This is a genomic window from Streptomyces nanhaiensis, assembly GCF_046614825.1.
Taxonomy (GTDB): Bacteria; Actinomycetota; Actinomycetes; order Streptomycetales; family Streptomycetaceae; genus Streptomyces; species Streptomyces radiopugnans.
In genome coordinates, this window is record NZ_JBKJFM010000006.1 from 20,622 (window position 1) to 46,159 (window position 25,538).

At 69.7% G+C, this 25,538-nt stretch carries 25 protein-coding genes, 1 tRNA gene and 2 pseudogenes; 17 read left to right on the forward strand and 11 right to left on the reverse strand.

Features of this window, described 5'->3' with window-relative positions; all coding sequences use genetic code 11:
- Positions 1-29: 29 nt before the first annotated feature.
- Positions 30-1,505, reverse strand: coding sequence for an ATP-binding protein (locus ACLIYP_RS03425; protein WP_412711650.1), 1,476 nt, complete (start codon positions 1,503-1,505; stop codon positions 30-32).
- Positions 1,506-1,799: 294 nt separating this feature from the next.
- Here ACLIYP_RS03425 and ACLIYP_RS03430 point away from each other — a divergent pair, with 294 nt between their 5' ends.
- Entirely contained in the window at positions 1,800-2,369 is a 570-nt protein-coding gene (locus ACLIYP_RS03430; RefSeq protein ID WP_412711651.1) for an HD domain-containing protein, read from the forward strand.
- Here ACLIYP_RS03430 and ACLIYP_RS03435 read toward each other — a convergent pair.
- Together ACLIYP_RS03435 and ACLIYP_RS03440 are read right to left on the reverse strand one after the other, a co-directional pair.
- The gene (locus ACLIYP_RS03435; protein ID WP_412711652.1) at positions 2,351-2,818 is read right to left on the reverse strand and encodes an NUDIX hydrolase; all 468 of its coding nucleotides are present in this window, start codon (positions 2,816-2,818) and stop codon (positions 2,351-2,353) included. The two genes, ACLIYP_RS03430 and ACLIYP_RS03435, sit on opposite strands and share 19 nt — an antisense overlap.
- A complete protein-coding gene (locus tag ACLIYP_RS03440; RefSeq protein WP_412711653.1) occupies positions 2,805-3,578 on the reverse strand; it encodes an XRE family transcriptional regulator in 774 nt (257 codons plus the stop codon). The genes ACLIYP_RS03435 and ACLIYP_RS03440 overlap by 14 nt, the downstream gene beginning before the upstream one ends.
- Before the next feature lie 96 nt (positions 3,579-3,674).
- Here ACLIYP_RS03440 and ACLIYP_RS03445 point away from each other — a divergent pair, with 96 nt between their 5' ends.
- The 8 genes from ACLIYP_RS03445 to ACLIYP_RS03480 all read left to right on the forward strand — a co-directional run bounded on the left by ACLIYP_RS03445 (position 3,675) and on the right by ACLIYP_RS03480 (position 9,983).
- Complete coding sequence (locus ACLIYP_RS03445; protein WP_412711654.1) at positions 3,675-4,367, forward strand: HAD family hydrolase; 693 nt, start codon at positions 3,675-3,677, stop codon at positions 4,365-4,367.
- Positions 4,368-4,474: 107 nt separating this feature from the next.
- Complete coding sequence (locus ACLIYP_RS03450) at positions 4,475-5,377, forward strand: radical SAM protein (protein WP_412711655.1); 903 nt, start codon at positions 4,475-4,477, stop codon at positions 5,375-5,377.
- The gene (locus tag ACLIYP_RS03455; protein WP_412711656.1) at positions 5,370-6,011 is read left to right on the forward strand and encodes an AAA family ATPase; all 642 of its coding nucleotides are present in this window, start codon (positions 5,370-5,372) and stop codon (positions 6,009-6,011) included. Before ACLIYP_RS03450 ends, ACLIYP_RS03455 begins: the two co-directional genes overlap by 8 nt.
- Positions 5,929-6,606 carry a class I SAM-dependent methyltransferase gene (locus tag ACLIYP_RS03460; RefSeq protein WP_101258371.1) on the forward strand — a complete coding sequence of 226 codons (678 nt, stop codon included), beginning with the start codon at positions 5,929-5,931 and terminating at the stop codon, positions 6,604-6,606. The genes ACLIYP_RS03455 and ACLIYP_RS03460 overlap by 83 nt, the downstream gene beginning before the upstream one ends.
- The gene (locus tag ACLIYP_RS03465) at positions 6,603-7,190 is read left to right on the forward strand and encodes a class IV adenylate cyclase (protein WP_101258372.1); all 588 of its coding nucleotides are present in this window, start codon (positions 6,603-6,605) and stop codon (positions 7,188-7,190) included. Before ACLIYP_RS03460 ends, ACLIYP_RS03465 begins: the two co-directional genes overlap by 4 nt.
- Before the next feature lie 543 nt (positions 7,191-7,733).
- A complete protein-coding gene (locus tag ACLIYP_RS03470; RefSeq protein ID WP_155071312.1) occupies positions 7,734-7,895 on the forward strand; it encodes a hypothetical protein in 162 nt (53 codons plus the stop codon).
- Positions 7,896-7,977: 82 nt separating this feature from the next.
- Positions 7,978-9,183 carry a JmjC domain-containing protein gene (locus tag ACLIYP_RS03475; RefSeq protein ID WP_101258373.1) on the forward strand — a complete coding sequence of 402 codons (1,206 nt, stop codon included), beginning with the start codon at positions 7,978-7,980 and terminating at the stop codon, positions 9,181-9,183.
- The gene (locus ACLIYP_RS03480) at positions 9,123-9,983 is read left to right on the forward strand and encodes an aldo/keto reductase (protein WP_412711657.1); all 861 of its coding nucleotides are present in this window, start codon (positions 9,123-9,125) and stop codon (positions 9,981-9,983) included. The genes ACLIYP_RS03475 and ACLIYP_RS03480 overlap by 61 nt, the downstream gene beginning before the upstream one ends.
- Here ACLIYP_RS03480 and ACLIYP_RS03485 read toward each other — a convergent pair.
- The 4 genes from ACLIYP_RS03485 to ACLIYP_RS03500 all read right to left on the reverse strand — a co-directional run bounded on the left by ACLIYP_RS03485 (position 9,971) and on the right by ACLIYP_RS03500 (position 14,248).
- Entirely contained in the window at positions 9,971-10,828 is an 858-nt protein-coding gene (locus tag ACLIYP_RS03485) for a hypothetical protein (RefSeq protein WP_412711658.1), read from the reverse strand. The two genes, ACLIYP_RS03480 and ACLIYP_RS03485, sit on opposite strands and share 13 nt — an antisense overlap.
- A 463-nt stretch (positions 10,829-11,291) precedes the next feature.
- Positions 11,292-11,777, reverse strand: coding sequence for a MobC family plasmid mobilization relaxosome protein (locus ACLIYP_RS03490; protein WP_412711659.1), 486 nt, complete (start codon positions 11,775-11,777; stop codon positions 11,292-11,294).
- Positions 11,778-12,575: 798 nt separating this feature from the next.
- Positions 12,576-13,334: an ATP-binding protein gene (locus ACLIYP_RS03495; RefSeq protein WP_412711660.1), complete on the reverse strand. Its 759-nt coding sequence runs from the start codon at positions 13,332-13,334 to the stop codon at positions 12,576-12,578.
- A complete protein-coding gene (locus ACLIYP_RS03500; RefSeq protein ID WP_412711661.1) occupies positions 13,331-14,248 on the reverse strand; it encodes a hypothetical protein in 918 nt (305 codons plus the stop codon). Before ACLIYP_RS03500 ends, ACLIYP_RS03495 begins: the two co-directional genes overlap by 4 nt.
- 464 nt (positions 14,249-14,712) lie before the next feature.
- Between ACLIYP_RS03500 and ACLIYP_RS03505 the strand changes: the two genes are divergently transcribed.
- The 7 genes and pseudogenes from ACLIYP_RS03505 to ACLIYP_RS03535 all read left to right on the forward strand — a co-directional run bounded on the left by ACLIYP_RS03505 (position 14,713) and on the right by ACLIYP_RS03535 (position 21,377).
- Positions 14,713-14,958, forward strand: a complete 246-nt coding sequence (locus tag ACLIYP_RS03505; RefSeq protein ID WP_412711662.1) for an XRE family transcriptional regulator — start codon at positions 14,713-14,715, stop codon at positions 14,956-14,958.
- Between the two features lie 150 nt (positions 14,959-15,108).
- A pseudogene (locus ACLIYP_RS03510) lies at positions 15,109-15,405 on the forward strand (DNA-binding protein); the annotation flags it as partial.
- Positions 15,406-15,449: 44 nt separating this feature from the next.
- Positions 15,450-16,985, forward strand: a pseudogene (locus tag ACLIYP_RS03515) (LacI family DNA-binding transcriptional regulator).
- A gap of 390 nt (positions 16,986-17,375) precedes the next feature.
- Positions 17,376-17,561 (forward strand): hypothetical protein, encoded by a 186-nt coding sequence (locus ACLIYP_RS03520; protein WP_031510945.1) that lies wholly within the window; start codon positions 17,376-17,378, stop codon positions 17,559-17,561.
- A 2-nt stretch (positions 17,562-17,563) separates the two neighbouring features.
- Complete coding sequence (locus ACLIYP_RS03525) at positions 17,564-19,069, forward strand: N-6 DNA methylase (protein ID WP_412711663.1); 1,506 nt, start codon at positions 17,564-17,566, stop codon at positions 19,067-19,069.
- On the forward strand, positions 19,069-20,247 hold the full coding sequence (locus ACLIYP_RS03530; RefSeq protein WP_412711664.1) for a restriction endonuclease subunit S domain-containing protein: 1,179 nt from the start codon (positions 19,069-19,071) through the stop codon (positions 20,245-20,247). Before ACLIYP_RS03525 ends, ACLIYP_RS03530 begins: the two co-directional genes overlap by 1 nt.
- A 287-nt stretch (positions 20,248-20,534) precedes the next feature.
- Positions 20,535-21,377, forward strand: a complete 843-nt coding sequence (locus ACLIYP_RS03535; RefSeq protein ID WP_412711665.1) for a PE-PGRS family protein — start codon at positions 20,535-20,537, stop codon at positions 21,375-21,377.
- On the opposite strand, the gene ACLIYP_RS03540 is transcribed toward ACLIYP_RS03535, so the two are convergent.
- From ACLIYP_RS03540 to ACLIYP_RS03555, 4 genes are all read right to left on the reverse strand, one after another.
- On the reverse strand, positions 21,307-22,959 hold the full coding sequence (locus ACLIYP_RS03540) for a PE-PGRS family protein (RefSeq protein ID WP_412711666.1): 1,653 nt from the start codon (positions 22,957-22,959) through the stop codon (positions 21,307-21,309). The two genes, ACLIYP_RS03535 and ACLIYP_RS03540, sit on opposite strands and share 71 nt — an antisense overlap.
- Positions 22,960-23,013: 54 nt before the next feature.
- Positions 23,014-23,487 carry a hypothetical protein gene (locus tag ACLIYP_RS03545; RefSeq protein WP_412711667.1) on the reverse strand — a complete coding sequence of 158 codons (474 nt, stop codon included), beginning with the start codon at positions 23,485-23,487 and terminating at the stop codon, positions 23,014-23,016.
- Between the two features lie 241 nt (positions 23,488-23,728).
- Positions 23,729-23,802, reverse strand: a tRNA-Pro gene (locus tag ACLIYP_RS03550).
- 106 nt (positions 23,803-23,908) lie between these two features.
- Complete coding sequence (locus ACLIYP_RS03555) at positions 23,909-24,850, reverse strand: metallophosphoesterase (RefSeq protein WP_412711668.1); 942 nt, start codon at positions 24,848-24,850, stop codon at positions 23,909-23,911.
- Positions 24,851-25,036: 186 nt separating this feature from the next.
- On the opposite strand from ACLIYP_RS03555, the gene ACLIYP_RS03560 reads away from it, so the two are divergent.
- On the forward strand, positions 25,037-25,501 hold the full coding sequence (locus ACLIYP_RS03560) for a GatB/YqeY domain-containing protein (RefSeq protein WP_093657826.1): 465 nt from the start codon (positions 25,037-25,039) through the stop codon (positions 25,499-25,501).
- The last annotated feature ends 37 nt before the right edge of the window (positions 25,502-25,538 follow it).

Here is a 25,538-nt window from a genome sequence, read left to right on the forward strand (position 1 = left end):
CGGTTGGGAGTAGGCAGTTACCAGGTTGGTCAGGAGTTCCAGAAACCCTGTTGCTCGTCGAAGGGAGGCATGGAGCTGAGCACTTCCCGGGCGTCCTCAGGGGAGCGGCCCTGCCCCACGAGTGCCTCGTACACCTGGCGGGCGATGCCGACGGTCTCCGGAGTGGCCGGCCCCGGACCGCCGAAGGGCTCGGGGTCGTCGACCGTGTCGGTCTCGTGAAGCACGCGAAGCGCCGTTACCGGGACCGTTTCCTCAAGGAGGCGGATCATTGAGCGGACAACGTCCGGACTGCAGCCCTGGCCGTGCAGTGCTGCCTTCACCAGGGGGTGTTTTCTGTTGACGCGCAGGAGGATTCGGCCATCTTGACGCTTCACGTTCCAGGCGAACTTCAGCGGGTCACCGTGTGCCCGTGAGACCACCTGACCACGTTGTCGTGCGGAACGGGCGGCCATCTCGCGGGTGTGCTTGGCGATCCTCTCCAGGTGACGACGCAAGGAGACGGGGGGAACCACGCTCGCCTTGCGCACGTCCACGCCCCAGTCAGCGTCGGCCTCCGCCGGGATGTCCACGGCTATCCGCGCGAGGTTGTACTTCTCCTCGCGCCGCAGGCCGCGGATCCCCAGCCAGTCGCCAGCCAGGATCAGGCGGTCACGACGGTAGACGTAGAACCCCTGCTGCCCCAGCCATCCCCTGGGCCCGGCAGCCGACTCGTACTCGGCCTTCGAGAGACGCTGTGCCGTCGGGAGGACGAAGGGCTCCACACGAACCGACTCCGATCCCAGTGGCAGAGGCTCCCAGGGAATCCGCTGTACCGACGGGTGCGTGGACAGGAACGGGTCCCACGGGGAGAGGTCGGAGCCGCGAACCCGGATCCGGCGCCGGGCCGGGGGCTGCAGGAAACGGGCGAAAACCATTGAGAGGTGGGCTTCGGTACGTTCTGCCTCGGCATAGAACTGGGCCTGTGTCTTTTCGTCATCACCGGCCACGGCGGTGTTGTAGTAGCCGGAGAGCTGCTCCCACAGGACGACGGTCCCGTGCTGCATGCTTCCCGTAACACGACGCAGTAGGGACGTGGTCGTGCCGCCGGGGTCACGGAGAAGCCGCCACTCCTTGTAGTGCTCAACGACACCGAGGTCCCACGTTCGGATGTGCCAGATCCCGTCCCTGACTGTGGCGACGGTGAGCTTGCGGCACTGGGAGAAGGAGGCGGACTTCAACCCCACCCCGAAACGACCGAGATCCGTGGCGCTCCGCTCGGCGGACGGACCGCGGGCAGCCACCGTCATGGCGGTCACCAGTTCGGGTTCCGTCATCCCCTTACCGTCGTCCGTCACCGCGATCCAGGAGCTCTGTCCGTCCCACGTGAAGTCGATGTCGATGTTCTTGGCCTCTGCCGAGACGCTGTTGTCCACGAGATCTGCGATGGCGGCAGGAAGCGAGTAGCCGAGCGAACTGAGCGACGCCACCATGCCGGCAGGGTCGGGAGCGGCGACGTCGAAGTCCATCTTCACGCTCCGTACCCGGTGCATCCGGTCAGTCCTGTGCGGTCGATTCTTCTGTGCTCCGGGGGAGCCGCATGTGGTAGGACTTCTCGGGCTTCACGTGTTGAGTGCGCTACTAATCGCCCCACATCAGCCGGCCCCCCGGTTCGGAGCATGCTACCGAAAGGGGCTTGTCGGGCGTAGGTGATCTCTGTGAAGAGCTGCCAATCAGCTTCACGAGACATGACACATACGCCGCTGAGTCACAGGGTGTGCAGCGTGGCGTGGCCAGGAACCCTCCAGGGCAGGAAGTGCGATATGGGCGATCTGGCTGTGGAGTGGTCGACGCAGGTAGCGCAAGCCGAACTCAGCACTGCGCTTCCACGACGGTGGGCACATACGCGAGGAGTGGCCGAACGCGCGGTCGAAGTAAGCCAGGCACTCGGCAAGGGGGCATCCCTGCTCGTTGCTGCTGCCACTCTGCACGATGTCGGATACGCGCCACGGCTGACGAAGACAGGGTTCCATCCGTTGGACGGGGCTCGGTTCCTGCGTGATGAGCATGGTGCGGGCGAGCAGTTGGTGCGGTTGGTGGCGAACCACTCGTTCGCGCTGCTGGAGGCCGAGGAGCGCGGGCTGCGGGAGGTGCTGGAGGCGGAGTTCCCGTTGCTGGAGGACCAGTTGCTGGTGGACGCGCTGGTCTACTGCGACATGACGACGACGCCCGACGGGGAGCGGACCACCGCCGAGGAGCGGGTGGCCGAGATCCGGGGCCGCTACGGGGACGACAGTGTGGTGGGGCGGTTCATCCGTCGGGCGGCGCCGGAGATCTTCGCCGCGGTGGAGCGGGTGGAGGATGCGCTGGCAGCTCAGTCCAGGCGGGGGTAGGTGCCGGCGAGGTAGTCGCCGATCTGCCGGCGCATGCTGGGGTGGATGTCGTACCGGTCGAGGTCGGCCGGGGGAACGAAGCGGACGCCGTCGGCCTCGTCGTTGATCGTGGGCTCGCCGCCGACGGGGCGGCCGATGTAGGTGGTCTCGTACTGCTGGCGGATCTCGCCGTCGGTGTAGGCGACGATGTGGTGGGGGTTGGTGTAGACGCCGAGGAAGCCGGTGATCTCGGCGACGATGCCGGTCTCCTCCAGGCATTCGCGCACCGCGCACTGGGCGGCCGTCTCGCCGATGTCCTGGGCGCCGCCGGGCAGGGCCCACTGGCCGGTGTCGCGGCGGCGCTGGAGCAGGATGGCGCCGTCCGCGTCGACGACGAGCAGGTTGCTGGCGGGGATGAGGGTGTTCGCCTTGGGGGCGTCGGGATCGTGGTAGTACTCAGTCCTGCCCATGGGCGGCCATCCCCTCCTGGTCGGGCGTCCAGGGCCGGGCACCGGCCCAGACGGCGTCGAAGCTCTGAGCGTAGTTGTCGAACCACCCGGAGGCGTCGACTCTCCTGAGGTGGAGCAGGGGGTTGGCGCTGGCCGGCTGGCCCCAGATGTGCGGGTTGACCAGCAGGTGGTCGTCGTAGCGGAACATCGACGTGTAGAGCGTGGTGTCGTGCAGCCGCACCTCGCATCCCTCCTCGGAGAGCAGGGAGCGGTAGTAGGTCAGGGAAGCGCGGATCTTGGCGGCGAGGGTGTCGCCGATGCCTTCCTCCCGGCCTCGGACGGCGACCGCCCGGCCCGCCGGGTCGCCGAAGCACAGGCGGACCCGTACCCCGTCGGCCGCGCGCTCGGCGAGCATCTTGGCGACGTGCGGGTTGGACTGGGCGAAGAAGGTGCCGGAGAAGACGAGTACGCCGATCTCCTTCCGGGCCTCCCGAAGCAGCGAGAGCCACATCTCGCGGGGGACGCTGGCGCGGTTGGCGTAGGTGCCGACGAGTTCGGCGCCTGATCCTGCGGCGGGGCGGCCGGTCCGGGGTTGCGGGGCGGGCCAGAGGAACGTCTCCTCCACCCGCAGGTGCTGCGCGACACGGAAGCGGTGCCGCGGATGGGGTACGCGCCCGCCCAGCCAGCGGCTGACGGTCTTGGGGTCCACCCCGCAGGCTTCGGCAAGCGACTCGGGCGGGACGCCGCGCTGGGCGAGTACGGAGTGAAGTCGCTCGTTCACAGGGTCCATGGAAGCCGAGGCGGGCGTGGTCGGGCAAGGACGTTATGGGACGTTCCTGCGAGGCCGGCGCCGCACCCGGGTGCTTACCCTGGCGGAATGCAGCTCATCGTCCTGTGGGACATCGACCACACGCTCATCGACAACGCAGGGGTGAGCAAGGAGATCTACGCGGCCGCGTTCTCGGCGCTGGCAGGCCGCCCGCCGACCGGACCGGCACGGACCGAGGGCCGCACGGACCGCCTGATCATGCGGGAGATGTTCCTGCGCGAGGGCTTGCCCGAGCCGGACTGGACCGCCGTCGAGGCCGCCCTCGCCCTCGCCGGCCAGGAGCGGCTTGAGGAGCTGCGCAGGCGTGGGACGGCTCTGCCGGGCGTGCGGGACGCGCTCAAGGCCGTCTCGGTACAGGACGGTTGGGTGTCATCGATCCTGACCGGGAACATCGCGGCCAACGCCCGGGTGAAGCTGTCGGCCTTCGACCTCGACCCTCTGCTCGACCTGTCGGTCGGAGCCTACGGTGCCGACGCGCTCCAGCGCCCCGGCCTCGTGGCCGTCGCCCGGGAGCGCGCCCGCCTTCTTCGCGGTGTGCGCCCTGACGTGCCCGTGGTGCTGGTGGGTGACACGCCACGGGACGTGGAGTCCGCGCTCACCACGGGCTCCGGGATCGTCGCGGTCGCCTCGGGCATCCACAGCGCCGAGGAGCTGATCACCGCTGGCGCGTCCGTCGTACTGCCCGACCTGTCGGACACCGCGGACCTCCTGAGGATCCTGGAGTCCTTCGCGGCGCGCTGAAAACGTCCCGGGACGTCCTCGGAGCGTCCGGATACGCGGTGACGCGGTCCCCGTACGCTCCGCCACCATCGGGTCTCCAACCAGGCGACTGGCCGGAGGAGGCCCACGTGATCGCGGAAGTCACCGGTATCCGCAGGATCCGGATGCTGTACCTGCAGCTGCTGTACCGCTGCAACTTCGAGTGCCTGCACTGCTTCCACGGCACCCGGCTCCAGCACGCCGACGCCTTCACCGCCGAGCAGGCCGCCAACCTCCTCACGCTCATGCGGAACCGGTACGGCACCGAGGCCGTCACCCTCCTCGGCGGCGAGCCGTTCGTCTACAGGAACCTCGCCCGGGTGGTCCGGCACGCCCGGCAGGAGCTGGGCCTGCGGGTCGAGATCTGCACCAACGGCTACCGGATCGAGCGCCGGCTGGCCGAGATCGCCCCGCACCTGGACCTGCTGCGGGTCTCGTTGGAGGGTGTCGGCTCGACCAACGACCACATCCGCAGGTCCGGGAGCTACCGGAGTGCGCTGAACGCGCTCGACCTCGCCCGGGAACTCGGCGTCCCCGCGGGCGCGACCATGACGGTCACCTCCCGCAACATCGACGAGGTACTGCCGCTGGCCCGCGTCCTGGAACACTTCGGGGTACGGCAGTTGAAGCTGCACTGCCTGCGTCCGGTCGGCAACGCCGCCGCCCACCCGGAGCTCCTGGTCACCGAACCCGCCGCGTACGCCCGCCTGCGCGAGCGGCTCCGGGAGGCCCAGCCGGCCATCGAGGTGGTCGTCGACGAGGACCTGTCCGAGCACGGCGCCCCGGAGGTCTGCGCCCCCGTCGGCGGCCCGTCCGAGATCGAGCGGATCGAGGCCGACCCGCGCGGTGCGCTCACTATGTCCTGCAAGGCCGTCGGCAGGGACGCGCACGCCTTCTGGTACGACAAGCTCGCCAATCGCATCGTCCACCGGCCCACCGCCACCGACGAACTGGCCCTCGCGGTGCCGGACGTGGTGTACGGCCGTGTCTGACCGCCCGCTGTTCGAGAGCCTCGAAGGACTCCGCGGCACCGGCAAGTCGACCATCGCGCCGATGCTGGCGGCGGCCCGTGGCGCGGTGCTGGTCCCGACCGTACCGCCCGCCTACCAGCGCCTGCGGCGCGACGTGGACAAGCGGGGGAACGTCGAGGCACGGATGTGCTTCCACCTCTCCGCGCTGTTCACCGCGGCCGACGAGATACGGCGCCATCTCGCCCTCGGCATCCCGGTCGTCGTGGAGAGCTACTTCGCCCGCTGCCTGGCCACCCACCACGCTTTCGGCGCCCGCCTCGGGATCACGCTGCCGCCCGACCTGCCGCAGCCCGTCACCTACCACCTGGTCTGCGGAGAGGACGAGCGCCGGCGGCGCCTGGCCGGGCGGGACAAGCCGGTGACCCACTGGGACGCTCTCGCCGAGGCCACCGTCGACCGGCTCACCGCCGCCTACGCCCGGTTCCCGATGCACCGTGTGGACACCACCGGCCTCGACCCCGACGAAGTCCTCCGGGCGATCCTCACCTTCGACACGCAAGGAGCCCACCACCGTGCGGACACAGAGCCTGTGGGAGCACACCCTCACCTTCTTCCCCCAGTTCCTCGCCGCGCTGAGGGAGCACATCACCGCTGATGCCACCGTCGCGGTCGTCGGCGCGAGCGACGGCAAGTTCGTCCTGCCGCTGGCAGCCGCCGGTTACCGCGTCATCGCCATCGAACGCGACCCGCTGGCCCTGCACGGCGGCGAGGTCCGCCTTCCGGGTGAGGAGCACACCCACGCGATGGGCCTGACCGACCGGCTCGAACTTGAAGAGCTCCACGAGCGCGTGCAGGTCGTCGAGGGCGACTTCCTCCAGAACGAACCGCCGGGCACGCCCTGCGACGCGGTCTGGACGAGCTGTTCCTGGCATTACAGTGCCAACCACCACCGCCCGCTCGCCGAGTTCGTCCACCACATGCAGCGCCTGGTCGGTCCGGGCGGCCTCTTCGGCGCGGAGTTCATGATGCCCGTCGAGCACCGCCACCACCTGGTCGAGCACTACACGTCCCCGGAAAGGCTCCGGCGCCACTTCATCGGCGACTGGAACGTGCTGCTCACGCTGCGCACGAACGAGTTCACCGAACGGGCCCACGTCGGCCGGCTCCAGGACCACACCCATCGCATGGGTCTGATCCTCGCGGCCCGTACGCCCGGCCCCTCCCACCGTTACGGGAAGAAGGACTCATGAAGCACGAGTACGAAGCGAAGTTCCTCGCCGTCGACGTCACCGACCTGCAGACCAGGCTGACCCGGCTCGGTGCCGTCCAGGTGCTCCCGCGCACCCTCCTCACCCGCAAGATCTTCGAGAACGACGCCCTCGACGTCGGCGCCTGGATCCGCCTGCGGAACGAGGGCACCCGGTCCACGCTCACGCTCAAGCAGGTCACCGACGCCACCACCATCGACGGCACCACCGAGGTCGAGACCGAGGTGGCCGACCTGCACGCCATGGCCGAGATCCTTCGCCGCATCGGGCTGCGCGAGGTCCGCTACCAGGAGAACTACCGGGAGGAGTGGAGCCTGGGCGAGGTCGTCTTCGACTTCGACACCTGGCCGGACCTCCCCACCTTCGTCGAGATCGAGGGCCCGGACGAGGCATCGGTCCGCCAGGCCGCCGCCCTCCTCGAACTCGACTACTCCGAGGCCCGGTTCGGCAGCGTCGACGAGATCTACAAGAGCGAGGCGGGCCGCGACATCCTCTCCGAGCCCACCCTCCTCTTCGCCGACTCCGAGAAGGACGAGTCCCGCCCCGTGCCCACCCAGGGCACCTGACCCCCGGGGGGAGCACCGTGCTTCCGGAACCGGCCGGGCCACACAGGGCGGCACCGGGCATCCCCGACTTCGCCCGGGGCGGGCTTCCCGCCCCGGCGGCCACCGACGACGGAAACCGGTGGGTCGACGGCTCCTGCTGGCTCTACTGCGGCCGGCGGTGGACCCGCGTCCTGTGGATCGGTCCCGTGAACGTGGCCGGTGTCCAGGCACCGATGTACGCCTGCGGCTCCTGCATCCGGAAGCTGCAGGAGCAGGTCTGGCAAGCCGTCCTCCTCAACGACGCACCGACGCGCTCCGCGCACCCTGGCGCTCCCGCCGGAGCCGAGTCGCCCGGCAGGCGGCGTGGAGGAAGGCACCGAGCACGAGGCGGCTTCCCGCGTCGCGGCTGAACACCGCCCGGGCCGGCGAGCCGCCCCCCTCCTACCCCGTCCCCGTGGACGACTCCCCTACGGCCACGGGGCGGCCCCGGCAACACCAGCGCCTCCGCACACCACAGCTTCCCGCCGAACCCGGCGGGAGAACCGGTAGAGGAAGGAGCACCAAGTGGGAGACACCACCCCCTCCGTGGAGGAGGGGCTTCTGGTCGCCGTGGAAGTCCTCGCGAGCGTCCACGACCGGCACGACAGCAGCGCCTCCGACCCGGGGCAGGGCAGCTCCGGTGACGGCCCCTGGCCCGGTGGCGACGGCCTGAACCACGCGGCGTAACCGCCGGCTCTCCGGTGGAGGGGCCGCGCACGCGGCCCCTCCACCTTCCACCTCCCATCTGACGCAAGGAAGGGAACAGCCCATGGAGCACCGTCTGGTCCGCGCCGTCGAAGAGGCACTGGGGTGGGACGGCCCGGCCCCGCTCGGAAAGGACTTCGCCCGGGGAAGCGTCGGCGACCCCCAGCTCGTCACCCGACTGCTCACGCCCGCGCGCCTGCTCGACATGGTCATGCGCCGGAGCCTGGCCAACCCCCAGTTCCGCTTCTTCAAAGGCGGCGAGGAGCTGCACCCCGACGCGTACCTGGACCGGCAGGTCACACCCCGGGGCCAGGCGATACCGATGGCCGGCATGCGCCGCGTGGGCAGCCTGCTGCGCGAGGGTGCGACGCTGGTCCTGGACCAGTCGAACGTCTTCGACCCCACGATGGAAGTGACGTGCCGAGCCCTGCAGTGGTGGTCCCGGGAGCACGTCCAGGCGAACGTGTACCTGACCACCAACGACGCCTCCGGCTTCGACCTGCACTGGGACGACCACGACGTCCTCATCGTGCAACTCGCCGGAGAGAAGCAGTGGGAGGTGCGTGGCACGTCACGGCCCGTGCCCATGTTCCGGGACGCCGAGCGGAACAACACCCCCAGCGAGGAGATCGTGTGGACCGGCACCATGAAGGCCGGCGACGTCATGCACATTCCCCGCGGCTACTGGCACGCCGCCACCCGGGCGGGCCGGGGCGGCGGCCACAGCACCCACGTGACCTTCGGGTTCGCCAAGCGCACCGCCGTGAGCTGGCTGACCTGGCTCGCCGACTGGTCCCGCCAGGAGGAGGTGTTCCGCCATGACCTCGACCGCTGGGGCAGCCCGGAGGAGCAGCAGGTCCAGGAACGGCGGCTGACCGACGCGGCCTCCCGGCTCCTCGACGCACGCGGCCCGGCGGAGTTCCTTCGGCTCCGCGAGCGCGAGGCTCCCTCCGGTCGGCACGTCCCCTTCCTGGAGATCTTCGGACCGCTTGGGGCCGTGGTGTGTGTCAGCGAGTTCCCGCCGCTGATCCAGGAGGAACAGGAGACGGTCACCGTGGTGGCCGCAGGCAAGAAACTCACCTTCGCCTCCAAGGCCCTGCCCGGACTCCGCCTGCTCCTGAGCGGCCACCCGGTGCGGCTGGACGAGGCCGCCCAGGTCGTGGGCGCCGAGGTGGGAACCCTGGCGAAGATCCTGGTGGAGGAGGAACTGTGCGCGAACCTGACCCCCGAATTGTCCTCGGGCTACACCGATCTCGTCATGAGCGCCTGATCCTCACCAGCGCGCTGGAACTCGGTGTCGAGGCGATCGACACCAGTTTCAACTACCACGGCTTCTCGGCCCACACCGCCCTGGCGGAGGTGGGGGGCGACCTCCTGCCCCGCTTCACGGTCTCCACCAAGGTCGGATTCTTCCCGGCCGCCTGCGGGGCCGAGCACTCACTCGACCCCGGCAGGCTCCGGGCAGCCGTGGAACAGACCAACCGTGACCTCGGACGCGTCCCCGACCTGGTGTTCCTGCACAACCCGGAACGCTCCCTGCCCGAACGTTTCTCCGTCGCTCAGGAAGCGCTGGGTACGGCGTGCGCCGCCCTGGAGAGAGCTGCGGCGAACGGGCTGTGCGTGGCCTGGGGCGTCTCCTCATGGGATCCCCGCCCACTGCCCGGCCTCGTGGACGACACCATGCCCAGGCCCGACGTGCTCATGGTCCGGGCGGGGCTCCTGGTTCCGATCGACACCCTGGAGGCGTCGGATGCCCTGGCAGCACGATGGGGCCTCGGCCTTGATCAGCTGTGGGGCATGAGCCCCTTCGGAGGCGGGACCGGAGACCCGCTGTGGAAGACCTTCGACCCGCGGGTCTTCGTCCAAGACCCTGACGACGGTCTCTCCGCCGTACAGGCCGCGTTCCGCACCGCCTACCGGCTGCCACAGGTGGGGAGGGTCGCCGTCGGCACGGACGCCCCGTCCCACCTGGCGGAGCTGGTCACTGCCCTGCGATATAAGACGGATGTCGGCAGCCTGCGCACGTACCGGCGGCTTCTCCGCGAGCGGACGAGCCGTCAGCCGGTCTGAAGTTCCTCCGCGATCCGTGCCGTTGTCCGGCGTGCCGGCTCCAGGCGGGGGTCCTCGGGGTGGGCATCTGGGGGCAGGATCTTCGCGCAGACGAACAGGGTCATCAGCTTGCCGTCCCGGCTCTCCAGGTCGCGGCGCCGCTCCTGGCGGACGCGTTCGGCCAGGGCCGGGACGGCGAGGGAGTTGCCCCACAGCGATGCGGCATCCAGCCCTCGGGGTGCCATGCCCCAGTCCTCCCAGTCGAACAGGCAGAACTCCGGGCCGGTCATGTTCGCCCAGTTCAGGTCCGCGTGCGCGGGCCGCCACTGGCTCACCGTCGTATCGATGCCGCCGGGCAGGAAACGGCGGACCGCCTCGGTGACACCCCGCTGGGTGATCGTGACGGTGTCCGGAGTGGCGACACGGCTCGTGCGGTGGGCGGCCAGCGCGTCCAGCGAGGCGTTCAACGCCCGCCACCACGCATCCGGCAGTCCGGGATCGGCGGCCAGGACGCTGGTGCCGATCGGCGCTCCGGGCAGCAGATCGGTCTCGTCCGCCCGCCACATCGCGGCACCGTCCGGCTGGCGCCACACCACCGCCCGGTGCCACCGGGGCTGCGTGACTCCTTCCAGGACGGCCGCGCACTCGGTGCCGTTCCAGCCCTGGCCTCCGATCTTCTCCATCCGGCGCCGCTCGATCCGCACCCATGTGCCCCGGTCCGTCCGCGCACCCAGCGAGCGCCGCTTGCGCACCAGCGTGTCCCGGTCCAGCCGGGTCTGGAGAGACCGCTCGACATCGTCGAGCACAGCGTCGACCGGCTCGATTCGCAGGTCGGCCGGTGCGGTGGCAGGCGCGGAAGATGACACGGAACCTCCTTGGCGGCCGTCCGACGCTAGCAAGGAACCGGCCTCCCATGTCTCCGGAAGGGAAGACGTGGCACGGCCGCACGGCGATCTGCTCCAGCCCGACCCCCAGGGCGGCTGGTACGGCACGGGCGGGAGGTCCAAGACTCCGCCGGGGGCGACCAGCTGTCCCTGCGCCGCCCGGTCGTCGATGTGGGCGAAGAACTCGGCCTCGTCGGTAGCAGCGGCCACTGCGCTTCTCCCTGGATGGCGCGATAGTCATGGCCTCGATGAGGAGGCGACCGTCTTGGCGGATGGGTGCGGCGTTCTCGTCACGGCCGGGGCCGGGGGCGTTGCCGTCCCAGGAAGCGATCGGGTGCGGGTCGGTGTGCTCCTCGTACTTGCCCGGCCCGTACAGGTAGGACAGGAGGCCGAGGGTGCGCTGCCCGCGCTTGTGGATCTTGGGGATCATTCCGGTGATGTGTTCCTAGTCCTGGTGGAGGAGCTGGTCGGTGGCGTGCTGGACACGCTGGACGGCGCGCTTGGTGGCGGCGATGACGGCGTCGAGTTCGGGAGGGTGGGCTCCGGCGTTGGTCGCTCGGGCGATCTGGTTGAGGTTGTTGCCGACGTGGCCGAGGTGTCGGCGGGCTGCGAACAGTTCGGCGACGAGTTCACGGCGTCCGGCGATGGCGGCAGCGGTGGTGTCGAAGTCACGTGCGGCGGCGAGGCCGCTGCGGGCGAGGAGGGCCGGCAGGGTTGTGCACGCGGCGGTCGCAGCAGCGGTGAGCAGCCTCTTCTCGTCGTCGTTCAGGCGGACACTGCACACGTAATCGCGCTTGTGCGTGGGCGGTTTCGGGGAGCGTTTACGCAAGGTCTTCGCGTCGCGGTGTTCAAGCGGCGGCGGCTGCTTCCCCGGCTGCGATCCGCCCTCGGTCGCTGCCTTGTGGACCAGCGCCTCCTGGTGTTGGTCCACTTCCGCCACCTCCGGGGCGGGCATGGCCGAAGACGCCTTCCCCGGCGGGGAAGAGCGTCTTGGCCGATAACTTGCTCGGCCTGTGGCTGGGGTGGTCACCTCCTGCTGGCCGACGGGCGTGGGGTTGTGGTGCTCGTGCATCGGGGCCTTTCTCGTAGAGGTTGAGTGCGGAAGCGCCGGATGGTGAGGACGGGACAGAGAGCCGGGTGTGGGGTGGGCCCGCGACGCCGCTACCGCTCTGTCCGCGGACGGTTCTTGGTCGGTGGCTGGTGAGGGCCGCGTCTGGGTCCTGCCCTTGCTGACCTTGGTTCCCTGCGGTTTCCAGTCCCCAAGGTGATTCGTGGTTCCCGGTCCCCGCTCGGACCCCGTGGCTTTGTTCCCGCGCACGGGGACGGTCCCCGAACCTGGTCTGCTGTTGCTTTGTGGGGACCGTCCTGTGATCGGCAGGCAGGCGGCGGTCCCCGGGGCCGGGTCTCGGTCCCCGGTTCCTGTTGCGGGAAACGGAGTTGCGGAGAGTTGGGTCATGGGCTGCTGACCTGCGGCGATGCTGGTCCGTTGATCCCGTGGTCGGTCCCTGCGCGCGGCCTCGACCTCGGTCCCGGTCTGCGCGGTCCCCGGTCCCCGCGGGACCGTGGTCCCCAGCGCCCGGTCCCCGGTCCCCGGGACGGTCTCCGGCTTCCGAGGAGACCGTGGTCTCGGATGGTCTGCGGTCCCCGTTTCTGCCGACTGGGCCGACGTGTCTGGTCGCCTACTTCAGCGGCGGCCGAGCCGTCGCTGTTCCGCTCGGGTGCGGGTTGCTCAGCGGGTGCGCCCTGGGACCGGGGCCGGCGGAGGGGTGGCCACGGTGGCCGGCGCAGTGGCGTGCGCGGGTGTCGTGCGGCGTCGGTCGGAGCCGGTGAGGATGACGCGGTCGGTCATTTCGGTGAGGCGGGAGGCGACGCGGTCGCCGAGCGCTGTGCGCAGCTCGTCGGTGGGGAGGTTGGTGGTGATCAGGGTGGGGCGCAGGTGCTCGTACCGGTGGTTGACGAGCCGGTAGGTGAGCTCCTCGGTCCACTCGCTGGCCTTGGCGGCGCCGAGGTCGTCCAGGAGCAGCAGCGGGCAGCGGGCCAGGGCCTGCAGGTCGCGTTCGCTGTCGTGGCCGGAGCGGGGGCGCAGGCGGGCGTAGAGGTCGGCGGCGGTGACGGCTTCCCAGCGCAGGCGGACCCCGGCGGTCAGGAGGGTGCGGATGGCGCCGTATGCCTGGTGGGTCTTGCCGGTGCCGGTAGGTCCGGCGATCAGCAGGGACGGGCCCTCGGCGATGCCCGGGGCGCCGCCCGGCCCGGGACGTCCGGTGTGGGCGATGGTGTCGGCCCAGGCGGTGATCTGCGGGTGGCCGGCCAGGGCGCGGCGGTAGCGGGCGGGTATGCGGGCGTCGGCCAGTTCCAGGGCGGTGACCGGCTCGTTGGCCTGTTCGTCCAGGGGAGCGTCGGGGTCGATGCCGCGGGCGGCGAGGATCGCGTTGAGCCGGTCGGTCAGCTGTCCGGCGCGCTGTGGTGCGCGGGTGTGGGTGGTGGTCACAGTTCGCCTCCGTACGCCGCCTCGACGTCGGCCGGATTCGTCCACGGGCGGTGGGTGGCGGATGCGGGCCGGTTGGCGTTCATCGCCTCGTGCACGAGGCTGGGCAGGGTGCTCGGGTGCAGGCCCTTGGCCCGGTGGCGTTCCAGCCCGGACCGGATGTGGGCGGGATCGATGCCCTCGGCCAGCAGCTTGCCGACCTCGCGGCCCAGGTGTCCCAGGACGTCCTTGGGTGGGCGGTGGGCGCAGGCGGCGGCGTACTCGCCGATGAGGTGCCGAGCCGAGACGGTGTCGGGCGCGGGGGCGCTCGCGCCCCCGACGGGGTAGCTCCTAGGTCCTGGATCCGGACGGTGAGGCGTCACCGCCGCTGCCGGGAGCCCTCCGTGTTCCCTCACGGAGGGCTCCGTGGCACCGCCCTCACCTGTGGATCCTTCAGCAGGGCCAGGATTCGGCGCGGGCTCGCTCAGCTCGCGGGAGCTTTCACGGAGGGTTCCGTGAGGCGGCGCTGCGGGCTCCGTGGCACCGATCCGTTCGGCGAGCTCGGTGGTACGCGTCGCGGTGCCGGGCGGAGCGTCGTGGTGCGGGCAGCGGGGGAGGCGGCTCTTGCTGGGCCGGTTGATCTTCTGATACTGGTGCCAGGTGACGATGTGCAGGTAGCGCTTGTCGTCCGGGCCCTTGTAGCGGCAGATCAGGCCGGCGTTCGCGAGCTGGGCGAGGTCCTTCTCGACCTCGGCGGGCGTGTGCTCCGGGCGCAGGACCCACAGTTGCCCGGCGATGATCGCGGCGTGGTCGCGGTGGCGGCCCTGGTCGTCGGCCTGGGTGAGCAGGCCGAAGAAGGTCCGCTCGGCGGTCAGGGTGACGGCGGCCAGGGACTCGGAGACGAAGGCTTCGGGCTTGATGGTGCGGATGCGTGCCAAGAGGGGCGGTCCTCACTCGATGCCAGCGGGCGGGGGCAGGGGATCGGCCGGGTAGTGGCGCGGCTCGCGGATGGCAGGTCGCGCTTTCCGGGGTGTCGTCAACACAGCCACACCCGGATCGCTCAAGTCCATCCCGATGCGGCCGAATCTCTGACGGCAGAAAGGCAGCCGGAAAACATGCCGCGAGGGGCGACGTGAAAACCGTAGGGCATGATCGACGGCCGACCAAATAGTTGCCCTGGACGCCGAGCCGGAAGGATCACATCGCCAATCCGTTGACGGACTTCCGCCGGGGAAGCTACAACACAACACCGCATGTCAGAGCACTCTTCGGGCGTCGCGCAGCGTGGCTCCCCGAGTCTCCCGGACTACGGAAATCCCTCCGCGTGTGTGCCGCGCGGGCCGCAATATAGGCCACGATCGCCGGTTAACCAAACCGGCGAATGAACGCTAGGAATAGAGATATGACAGCACGCTCACTGGAAAACACTCCAGCAGGAATACGGGACGTCCGGACCGTCGAAACGCTCCGCACCGAGCGCAGCCTCACCCAGCGCCAGACGACCGACCATGCGACTTCCTTCGGTCACCCGATGCCGCCCCGCATCAAATGCGCTCAGCGCCGCTGTGACGCCGACGACCTTGCCGCGATCGCCGAGGCCCTCCTCGCCTCGCCCCTCGTGCTGCCGCAGGGCCCGACCGTTCCATGACGAGGCCCGTCCAGGGCCGCTGACCGAGTCCGCCCACCACCGAGTCAGGACCCGCTTCCCTTGCTTCGACCCTCACCCACATCCGCGACCACCCACCTTCCGCACGACCCGCGCGGCACCCCTCTACCCCGCCTCTACCGCCCCGAGGAGATCGCCGAAGCACTCGGCTGCTCTGCCTGGTGGGTCAAGGACCGGGCCCGGCGGAGCCTCATCCCGCACACCCGCGTCGGCCGCGCCTACCGCTTCACCGCCGACCACCTCGCCGAAATCATCCGCCTCCGCGAAGAGGCCCCGACTCGCCCTGCCCCACCGGCCGAAAGTGCGGCCGTCCCGTCCTCCACGGCTGCTTCGCGGGACGACTCCGCACAACCGCCCCGCCCCCTCACCACTCCGGCGAACCGCCTGCGGGCCCGGCCACCGCGCCGAGCCCAGTACGACGGCATAGCCGCACCCCGACGTGAGGCACCCAGAGACAAAGGAGACACCGGAAAGTGGGTTTCGCGGAGAAGCGCGGAAACTACTGGCGCGGCCGGTACAAGACCGCGCCCGGCAAGCACCTCACGGTCGTCGACGAGCGCGGCAAGGCGATCAGGTTCGCCACCAAGGGCGAGGCCCAGCGTGCCGCGAGCGAGGCTGAGAACAGGTACCGGCGCGGCGACTGGCGCGACCCAGCGCTCGGCCAGGAAACCTTCGGCGAGTACGCGAACCGCTGGTACGCCGCCCAGGACCTGGCCGCCTCGACCATGCAGAACTACAAGCGCCACATCGAGGAGCACCTGCTCCCCGCGTTCGAGGACAAGGCGCTCGCCGGCATCCTCCGCTCGGACGTCGATCTGTGGGAGAAGAAGGAGAAGGCCCTCTACGCGGCCTCCAGCGTCAAGACCTGGCGCTCCACGCTCCACCTGATCCTCGAGGACGCGATCGACGAGGGCCTGATCACCTCCAACCCGGCGGCCAGACGCCGCGGGCGCGGCAAGCGCGTCGGCCGCTCCCGCGACCGCGGCCCCGAGAAGACCATCACCGATCCTCTCGGCGCCCTGCTGATCGCCGAGAGAGCCGCGCTGCTCTGCGGCCGCGACGACGAGTTCGTCGCCGTGGTCCTCAATGGCGTACACCGGGATGCGGTGGGGCGAGATCGTCGGCCTGGAGACCGAGTTCACCCGCCCCGGCGCCGTCCGCGTCGAACACCAGCTGTACGAGCTGGACTCCGGGACGCTGATCCGCTGCCCGCCCAAGGACGACAGCTACCGCACCATCGACGCCCCCGACTTCCTGTCCGCCCTGACCGCCGACCACATCGCCCGTACCAAACCGTCTCCGTGCCCCTGCCACGGCAAGCGGTACGTCTTCCGTGGCCAGGGCACGGCGCGCACCGGCGGACATCAGGGCGCCAGGCTGGCGGACGTCGCCCGCCGCGCCGGTGTCTCCACGGGGACGGTCTCCAACGTCCTCAACCGCCCCGAGCGCGTCCACGAGGACACCCGCGCCCGCGTGGAGAGGGTCATCACCGAACTCGGCTTCATACGCGGCGGCGCGCCGACGGAGAACGCGGCCCATTGGCGTCGCAACGGCTTCGCCACCTGGCTGTTCACCCCGGCAACCTCGGGCTGGTACCCGAAGAAGGCCCCCAGGAGGTCCGGCCCGTCCCCCTGCTCGGCGAGCCCTGGCCCGGCATCCTGGCACGCGGCCGCGGCGCCGGCGGACGGGCCGACGCCTGCTGGCTGCCGATCGCCAAGGGCCTCACACCCCACGGCCTGCACCACACCCACCGGACCGTGATGGAGGACCTCGGCACCGAGAAGGTCCTCATGGGTGAACGCATGGGCCACATCGACGGCTCCGTCTCCGCCCGCTACGCCCACGTCACCCCCGGCATGCGCAAGCGCCTCAAGCTGGGGCTGACCGAGCAGTGGGAGGCAGCACTCGACGCCCGGTTGGCCATGTCCCCCACCTCACCGGTTCGTGTGCTCGACGGCATCCTGCGCGCCCGCAGAGAAACTGCCGGTCCGGTACAGACGGGTCGGTGATTGATGTCCCCACACCGCCGGAAGGGGCGGCATGATTGACGATCCCTGGCTCCCGCAACGTGTTCTGATTACGGCGCCCAAGGTGCGGCACTGATCGACCGGCTCCTGCACCCGGGACCATCGGCTGGACTGCGGCTGGGGACCCGTCCGCGCCCTGGCCGAGGAGCGTCCGGTGTAGCCGGGACTCGCTCAGAACCCAAACAGCGTGCTTCTCTTCAAACGGCCCTATGTGTACTCTCTTCCTTTGGAAAACCCCAAACGGCGTGCTCTGAGCGGCACTTGTCCCTGAGGCTCTACAGTTCTTGTGGCTCGGCAGACAGGAAGCGGGCCGGACACACCGCGTACGGGCCTCGGTTGGGCTTGCGCGCATAAAGCGAGGGGGAGTCACACGTGAAGTGGACACTGATGCTCGGCCTCACGGCGTTCCTGGTGGCACTGGCCACAGCGCTGCTGGGTGCGATCGTGAAGACATACAGCGGGGCCGGTGCGGCGGAGGCGATCCAGGCGGGTGGTAAGACCTTCGCCGCCGCGCTGACCCTGGCCCTCCTGTTCGTGTCCACCTTCGGGCTGGTGTGAGCATGAGCGGCGAGCAGCGCGTACGCCGGGGGAACCCGGAGGTGGGGACGACAGCAGACAGACCGGACGCGGTGTCGCGTCGAGTGCGGCGGCTGACGCGTGACCTCGGCGGTCTGCTGAACCTCTACGACGCCGGCCGGGTTGTCGTCGGTCTCATCTACATGAAGAGCCGGGCGAGCCGGGCACAGGACGGCCCGGACGGACGGCGGGAGGCCGAGAAGCCCTCTTGGCCGTCGCTTGTCCGCCGAGCGGAAGACCAGCAGCCCCTGAGCCCTTATGTGCGGTACTGCCTGAGCCAGTGGCTGCCGCGGACGGACGAATCAGATGGCGCCGATGCGGGTGGGGAATCCGTGCCGTACCTTCCCCGAACGGCCGACACGGTTCTCCGGTATCTGGTCAAAGCCATCGACCAGGCCGTTCGACGGGGCGAGCTGCTGGAGCAGTGCCTCCAGGATCTGTCCTCCGCGCAGGCGAAGGGCGGCCACTACTTCACACCGCCCGACATCGTGCGGCTGATGGTGGCGGCGGCAGCCCCGCAGGACGGGCAGAGTGTGCTCGACCCGGTGTGCGGCTCGGCCGGACTGCTGATCGAGGCCGCTCGCCAGGTCAGTGAGAGTCTGGGTGGACTGCATTCGAGCCTGGCACTGACAGGGCAGGACCTCCATGCCGGCACACTCCAGATCGCACGGATGAACCTCAGTGCGCACGGCCTCGACGGGCACATCGGCCCGGCGGTGAACAGCCTTGAGAAGCCGTCGGACTCATTCTACGACATCGTGCTGGCGAATCCTCCCTTCAACATGTCCTTCCGGGGAGCGGAGACGCCACGCAGAGGCGACCCGAGGTGGCCGGATGACGCGCTCCCGCCGCGGGACAACGCGAATTTCGCATGGATCCTGCACATCGCGCATGCCCTCGACTCCGAGGGCAGGGCCGCGATCCTCATGGCCGACGGCGCCGCCACGGGAGTCCGGCCGGTCGAGCAGAAGATCCGCAAGCGGCTGGTCCGCAGCGACCTCGTCGAATGCGTGATCGCACTGCCACCCGGTCTGTTCCCCCACACGCGTATCTCTTCCTGCCTGTGGCTACTGAACCGGGACAAGGGTCCCCAACGGGGACAGGGACGGAGCGACCGGCGTAGTCAGGTTCTCCTCATCGACGCCCGGGGCGCGTATGAGACGGTGCCCGACACCCGGCAGCGGCGCCTTGGGAGCGACGGTACGGAGAGGATCCTGCGCACCCTCGCCGCGTGGAGAGGCGCGCCACCGGCCACCGGACAGACACAGGCCTCCTACCAGGACGAGCCCGGCTGGTGCCGCTCCCTCTCCCTCCAGGAGATCGCCGACCACCAGTACGACCTGCTGCCTCCGCTGTACACGAGTGAGTCGGCCGACGAGGCGATCACGGAGGATGGACGTGTCGCGGCACTCGTGGAGGAGCTCCAGGCCAGGTTCGAAGAGTCCCACAGACTGGAGACCGACCTGCTGCGTGTTCTGGGGGAGCTGTGATGCGTGACTTCGTCGCTGCCATCCACCCGGGGAGGTTCGGTCCCTGGAAGGAGACGACAGTGGGTGAGCTCGCCGATGACCTGCTCACCTACGGAGTTCACGACCGGGACCTTCCCGACCACCAGGGCGTCATCCGGGCGGGTGACGTCCGTGACGGGCGTGTCATGGCGAACCGGCCCGACGGTGTCGCCACGGCCATCACCAGGAAAACACGAGCAGTCCTCAAAGAGGGGGACTTGGTCGTCGTCCTAGTCCGCCGAGTCGGTGATGCCGCGTTGGTCACCAGGCAGCATGCGGGATGGATCGCGACCCGGTCCGTCGGCATCGTCAGAGCGAAAGATCCGCGCACCACACCATGGCTGAGGATCTGGTTCCGGACTCCCTTTGCCCAGTCATGGATTGGCCGACATGTCTCCGCCCATGTCGAGCCGACGCTCAGTCTTGACGCGCTGAAGAAGATGCAGGTGTGGGTTCCGCCACGCGAGCAGATCGACAAGCTCTGCGAGCTGGTCGCCCTGATCGAGGCGAAGACGGACCTCAACCGGCAGATCGCCGCCGGTGCGGTCGCCGTGGCGGACGCCTGCCACGCGTCCTGGGCGCGGCATCGGGCATCGTGGACGTCCTGCACGTTTGGCACGGTCGCCCGCGCGGTGACCGGGAAATCCTCCCCCGGCGCCTCTCCGGAAGACAGCGAAACGGACATCACCTGGGTGGCTCCGGCCGACGTCTTGGGCACCACCATGCCGTATGTCGGCCATGCGGAACACCAGGGCCCCGCCGAGCCGAGTGCAGTCTGTGAGCCGGGAACACTTCTGGTTGCCTCGCGACCAGACGGAGCACGTACGGCGATCACACTGGTACCCGCGGCACCTCGCCGAGGCGTCCTCGCGGTCCGGCCCGCCGACCCCGAGGACCGCTGGTGGCTTCTGCACGAACTCCGCTCACGGAGTGATGAGATCCCGGGAATCGCCCAGGGACGGAGCGCACGTGAGATTACCGGCCGGGCCTTCGCGCGGCTGGGCGTCGCCTGGCCCGGTCCGGACGTGCGCCGGCAGTTTCATACCGTGGCGGAACCCCTGCACGCGAGAGCGCGGGCAGCGCTCGACGAGAACCGGACTCTGGCGGAACTTCTCGATGTGCTGTTGCGCGGCGTCTCCTCCAGCACGAGGAGGAGTTGAACCGAATGCCTCACATCACGTTACCTTGAGACCGCTCCGGAAAGCGCCGTCCGGGTAGCTGAGGCCCGGACGGCACGCGGTTCAGGCCAAGTCCGCCACGAGCAGGTTGCGAATGGCTCCTTGTGGAGGGTGGCGCCGAAGGTGGCCATGACAGGAGCGGTCGGGCTGCCCGCTCCGAAGACTGGAGGTTCTGCCCCCGGGGCAACCTCCGGAGATGGTCATCGCTCCAAGGAACCCGATTCCGGGAAACGCTGCGGAGGGCCCGATCGGCCTGGCTCAATAAGCGCATGGAGATCGGGGAACACTGGGCCTACCGGGCCAGTTCGAAGGAGCTGGGCAGCGCCGTCCATCAGGTGGAAATCGTCCGGGTGAACGGGTCGGGAAGGACAGGACGGGTTCATATCCGGTTCCTGGAGGGGGACGAGGCCGGTCTGCAGGAGTGGGTGAGTCTCGGATGCCTGATCGCACGCTGGGATGAGGTCGAGGCGTTCCGCGCGGATGACGTGAGTGAGCTGTCCCTGGCCGAGGCGTCGAGGGATATGCGGGGCAGCGCCGAGTTCGAGGCGGCGCGAATGATCCTCGGGTTCGTCCGGCCGAAGAACAGGCTGCGGCTGCGCCGCGGCGTGGCCGACGCGGGCGTCCTGGAACTCGGTCGCCTCGACGACACAGCACCTTTGATCGGCATGGACCCCACCGAGTTGCGGGCGCACCCGATGCTCCATGAGGACCGCAACGGCCTGTGCTTGGTCGGCTGGCAGATTACCGAATGCGTTGCACGCCATGTCGCCGCCCGCCTCGCCGATGAGATCCTCCCGGAGGTGGACCGCAAGCAGCAGGACATCGAGCAGGAGCGTACCCAGTCATCCTGGTACTCGTACGGCCGTCGGGACGACCGCAAACTGGACGCCGAGGCGGCCGCCCTGCGGACCGTCCGGGAGTGGTGCGGTGAGGACAAGGCGGAGCGTTACGACGAGCTGGTCGCCCTGCGCGCCGAGGTCCTACGGCTCGGTGAGCTCGTCGAGCGTGCCGTGAAGGCCCTGCGTGAACGTGGCCACGGTGTCATCGCCTCCACCATTGAGCGCGACCTTGGCGTCCATATCTCCAGCCTTGGTCCCGAAGTGCGTCGCTAACACCGCGCCACGCCGCCACGTCGGGTTTGGGCGGGGAGGGTTCCGCGGGCGGCTTCTCCTTCTCGGGGCGGTGAGGACTCCAGCCGTCGAGGAAGGGGCGCAGCTCCTCTCCCGTCGGCTCCGCGTGGAAGTTTCGCCCGGCGAGACCCCGGCCGTTCAGTGTGGGGTCGAGGCGGTCGGCCCCCGCCTTCCCCCACGCCGACCACTGCAACAGCCTCTCGGCTTTATCGGGTTCGCCCGCGTGGGCGGCGGCCTCATCCAATGCTGCGCAGAAGGCCCGGATCTCCCCGGCGGTTCGCCACTGCTCCAAGGCGGTTCCGAAATGCTCGGCCCGTGCGGCGTCCACGGCCTTGATCGAGGCCACGCTGATGGCGGCCTCCCAATCCCGCCGGGTGCGTTCCCGCTCCTCGGCCTCCAACCGCCGGCGCTCGGCCTCCTGCCGCTTCCGCTCCTCCTCCTGCCGGCGCCGCTCCGCCTTGCGTGCCAGTCGCTCCCGCTCTTGCTCCTCGGCGTGCTTCTTCAGCGCTCGGAGGACGGAACCGATCTGATCCTCAAGCCGCTTCTTGGGAGTATCCGCCCATTCCTTCTGCCAGAGGCGCCCATACCCCTGCTGCTGACTGAGGTGCAACTCCAGCTCCCCGGACGGCTCCATGCGATGCGCGGGGATGACCCGTTGCCAGTCATACACCCTGCGCCTGCCGTTCTGGGCCGGTACGTACTGGACCCGCTTCTCCCGCTCACGGAAGCCGACCTTGTACGTCCTTCCGTGGACGGTGAGCATCGGCCTCGGCTGCCTGCGCTTCTTGGAGACGGTGATGTCCCCGTGGCGGAGGAGAGCCTCCTCGCCCAGGAGTCGGAGCAGGGACAGCACGCGGGGAAGCACCTCATCCGAGACCTCGAAGGCGCTGCGGTCGGTCTTGACCAGGGCGAGGACCTCGTCGATGTCGGTGATCACCCGGCTCCGTTGCAACCGGATCCGGTTCCACTCCGTGTCGTCCTCGCCGCTCACTCTGAGCAGGCCGAGGAAGAAGTCGCTCTTGGCCCGCCCGCTGTACTTCAAGTGGTACCCGGTCGGGGCGCACTTGCGAGCCGCGTCGAACGCCCTGCGATAGCGGGCCCGTTCTGCGTCGTCCGGGTTGGGGATGCGCAGGAAGCGCCCGGCCTTCTGAACCTCCTCGATCAGGGCGGGACCGATGTCCGCCGGCGAGGGGTTGGACGGTTGTGTGGAGGGCCGAGGAGACATGGCGGTGCGCTGCGCGGAGGGCTCCCGGGTCTCTGCCGTGCTCTGTTGGACATGGTCGGAGTCCGAAGCCTCGCGATCGGTGGCTGAGATCCGCTGTCTCCGGGGTACACGCGGGGGTTTGTCCGGATGGTGCCCGTGCCGCAGGTAGAAGCGCCCGGCGTCGGTGATCTCCGCCCGCCACCTCTTGCCGTCCTTCGGCATGACGATGAGCCCCCGCTCCTTCAGGGCCCGAGCAGTGAGGGCAAGTTCCGGGCTGTCGGAGGTGACGGGATCGGTGCCTTCGCCGATGCGGGTGAGTAAGGCCAGCTGGCGATCGTTGAGACGCGACCAACGGTGCATGGTGACGGTCGCACCCTCAGTGACCGGCCCAACACAAGCCGTACGGAGAATCTCTCACCGCTTGGTGTCACCTTTCGCGGTTGCGGTAGAGGGCCGCCCTTCGAGACTCCTCCTTCTCGCGCGCATGTAGTAGCTTCCACCGCCGCTTCCCCAGCCTCTGGTAGTGGCGATGTCCCAGCCTCGCTGCTCGCGCATCTGCTTGGCGAAGACGTTCAGATCACGCACTTCACAGCCGCAGTCGAGCCATACTTCGATCGAGATGCAGGTGCCATCGAGCTTGTCCTCCCACGACGCCACCTCCCACCGGACGTCGTGATGGTGGTCCGCCAGACCGGTCCGCTCCTCGTCGTGGACGATGCCGAAGGCTTTGGCATATCCGTCCAGATCGTCGATGACGAACAGATGGCTGGACCACTCACCTGGCCACACGGCGTACAACCGGGACTCACCTGCCCGTGCCCGCCGATAAGTCTCGGCGTCCCGGCCGTGGGTCACGGAGCCATCTCCGTGCACCTCGATGTAGCACATGGTGCTGAGCCGATACGGGAAGTCCTTCCCGACCGCTTTGGCGCTGCGTGGCTGCAACAATGCGTCCCCCTCCCATCGCGGTGGCAACGCAACATCCAGAGCCTACGGCCCGTTCGGCACGCCATGGCCTGGGAGCCGTTTCCCGTGCTCAGCTCCCGAATGGTTCCCAAACAGTCCCCGGAAACCCGGCAGGGGCCTGATCCGTTGAGCGGATCAGGCCCCTGACCTGGTGTTTCGGCTGTCGGGGTGGCGGGATTTGAACCCACGACCTCTTCGTCCCGAACGAAGCGCGCTGCCAAGCTGCGCCACACCCCGTGTGCAACGAGGACTACTTTAGCCCACGCCCGCGCTCAGGAGAAATCCGGTTTCCCGGGGTGCCGAGGAGGCGTGGCGGGGGCGTGGCGGAGGTGTGGCGGTGCGGTCAGGGGCGCTCGGTCAGGGTGAGGAGCGTGGCCTCCGGGGGACAGGCGAACCGGAAGGGGGTGTAGCGGTTGGCGCCGCAGCCCGCCGAGACGTGGAGGTAGGAGCGGTGGCCGCCCGCCTCGTGGCGGGACAGACCGCGGGCCCGGTCGGTGTCCAGGTCGCAGTTGGTGACCAGGGCGCCGTAGAAGGGGACCCGGAGCTGGCCGCCGTGGGTGTGGCCGGCCAGGATCAGCGGGTAGCGGTCGGCGGCGAAGGCGTCCAGGACGCGCAGGTACGGGGCGTGGACGACGGCGAGGGGGAAGTCCGCGTCGTGCTCGGGGCCGCCGGCCACCTCGTCGTAGCGGTCGCGCTTGATGTGCGGGTCGTCCAGACCGGTGAGGGCGATCTCCTCGCCGCCGTCGAGCTTGATGCGGCCCCGGGTGTTGGACAGGCCGACCCAGCCCGCCGAGTCGAACGCGTCGCGCATCCCCTCCCACGGGTTGTGGACGGCGCCGACCGCCGGGGGGTTGCCGTTGAGGCCGTGGCGGCCGCTGGCCTTCTCCATCAGGTAGCGGGCGGGGTTGCGCAGCCGGGGGCCGTAGTAGTCGTTGGAGCCGAAGACGTACGCGCCGGGGAACTCCATCAGCGGGCCGAGCGCGTCCAGGACCTCGGGGACGGCCTCCGGGTCGGAGAGGTTGTCGCCGGTGTTGATCACGAAGTCGGGGCGCAGTCCGGCCAGGGACTGGAGCCAGCGCTGCTTCTTGCGCTGGCCGCCGACCATGTGGATGTCGGAGACCTGGAGTACGCGCAGCGGTCGCATCCCACGCGGCAGTACGGGCACCGTGACGCGCCTGAGGCGGAACGAGCGGGCCTCGATGCCCGCCGAGTAGGCGAGGCAGGCCGCGCCGACCGCCGTGACGCCGAGGGGGATTCTGAGGGAGAGCGGGTATCGCGCACGCATGGGCCCATCGTCGCAGACACGCGGGCGGGGTGCGGACGCACGGGCTGCGGAAGCGGTAACGGGTTCGAGCGGGTTCGGGCCGGGACCGTGCGAGGGGTGGCCGAGGGGGTAGGGGAGGGGGTGGGGGAGGAGACGGCGCGCACAATGCAGTGGGCGCCGGGCTCCGCGTCCTGGCACACTTCCGGCATGACCACGCTCAAGACCCGGCTCCAGGACGACCTCACCGCGGCGATCAGGGCGCGCGACGAACTGCGCTCCGCCACCCTCCGCCTCACGCTGACCGCGATCCAGAAGGAGGAGGTGGCGGGCGAGAGCGCCCGTGAACTGTCCGACGCCGAGGTCGAGAAGATCATCACCCGTGAGGCCAAGAAGCGGCGCGAGGCGGCGGACGCGTTCGCCAAGGGCGGGCGTGCCGAGCAGGCCGAGCGGGAGCGCGCGGAGGGCGAGGTGCTCGCCGAGTACCTGCCCAAGCAGCTCACCGACGAGGAGCTGGACGCGCTGGTGGCCGAGGCCGTGGCGGAGGCGAAGGCGGCCGGGGCCGAGGGACCGAGGGCCATGGGCGCCGTGATGAAGATCGTGAACCCGAAGGTGGCGGGGCGCGCGGAGGGCGGCCGGGTGGCCGCCGCCGTCAAGAAGCACCTGGCGGGCTGACCGCAGGCCCGCGGGATCCCAGGCCCGCGGGCCGGAG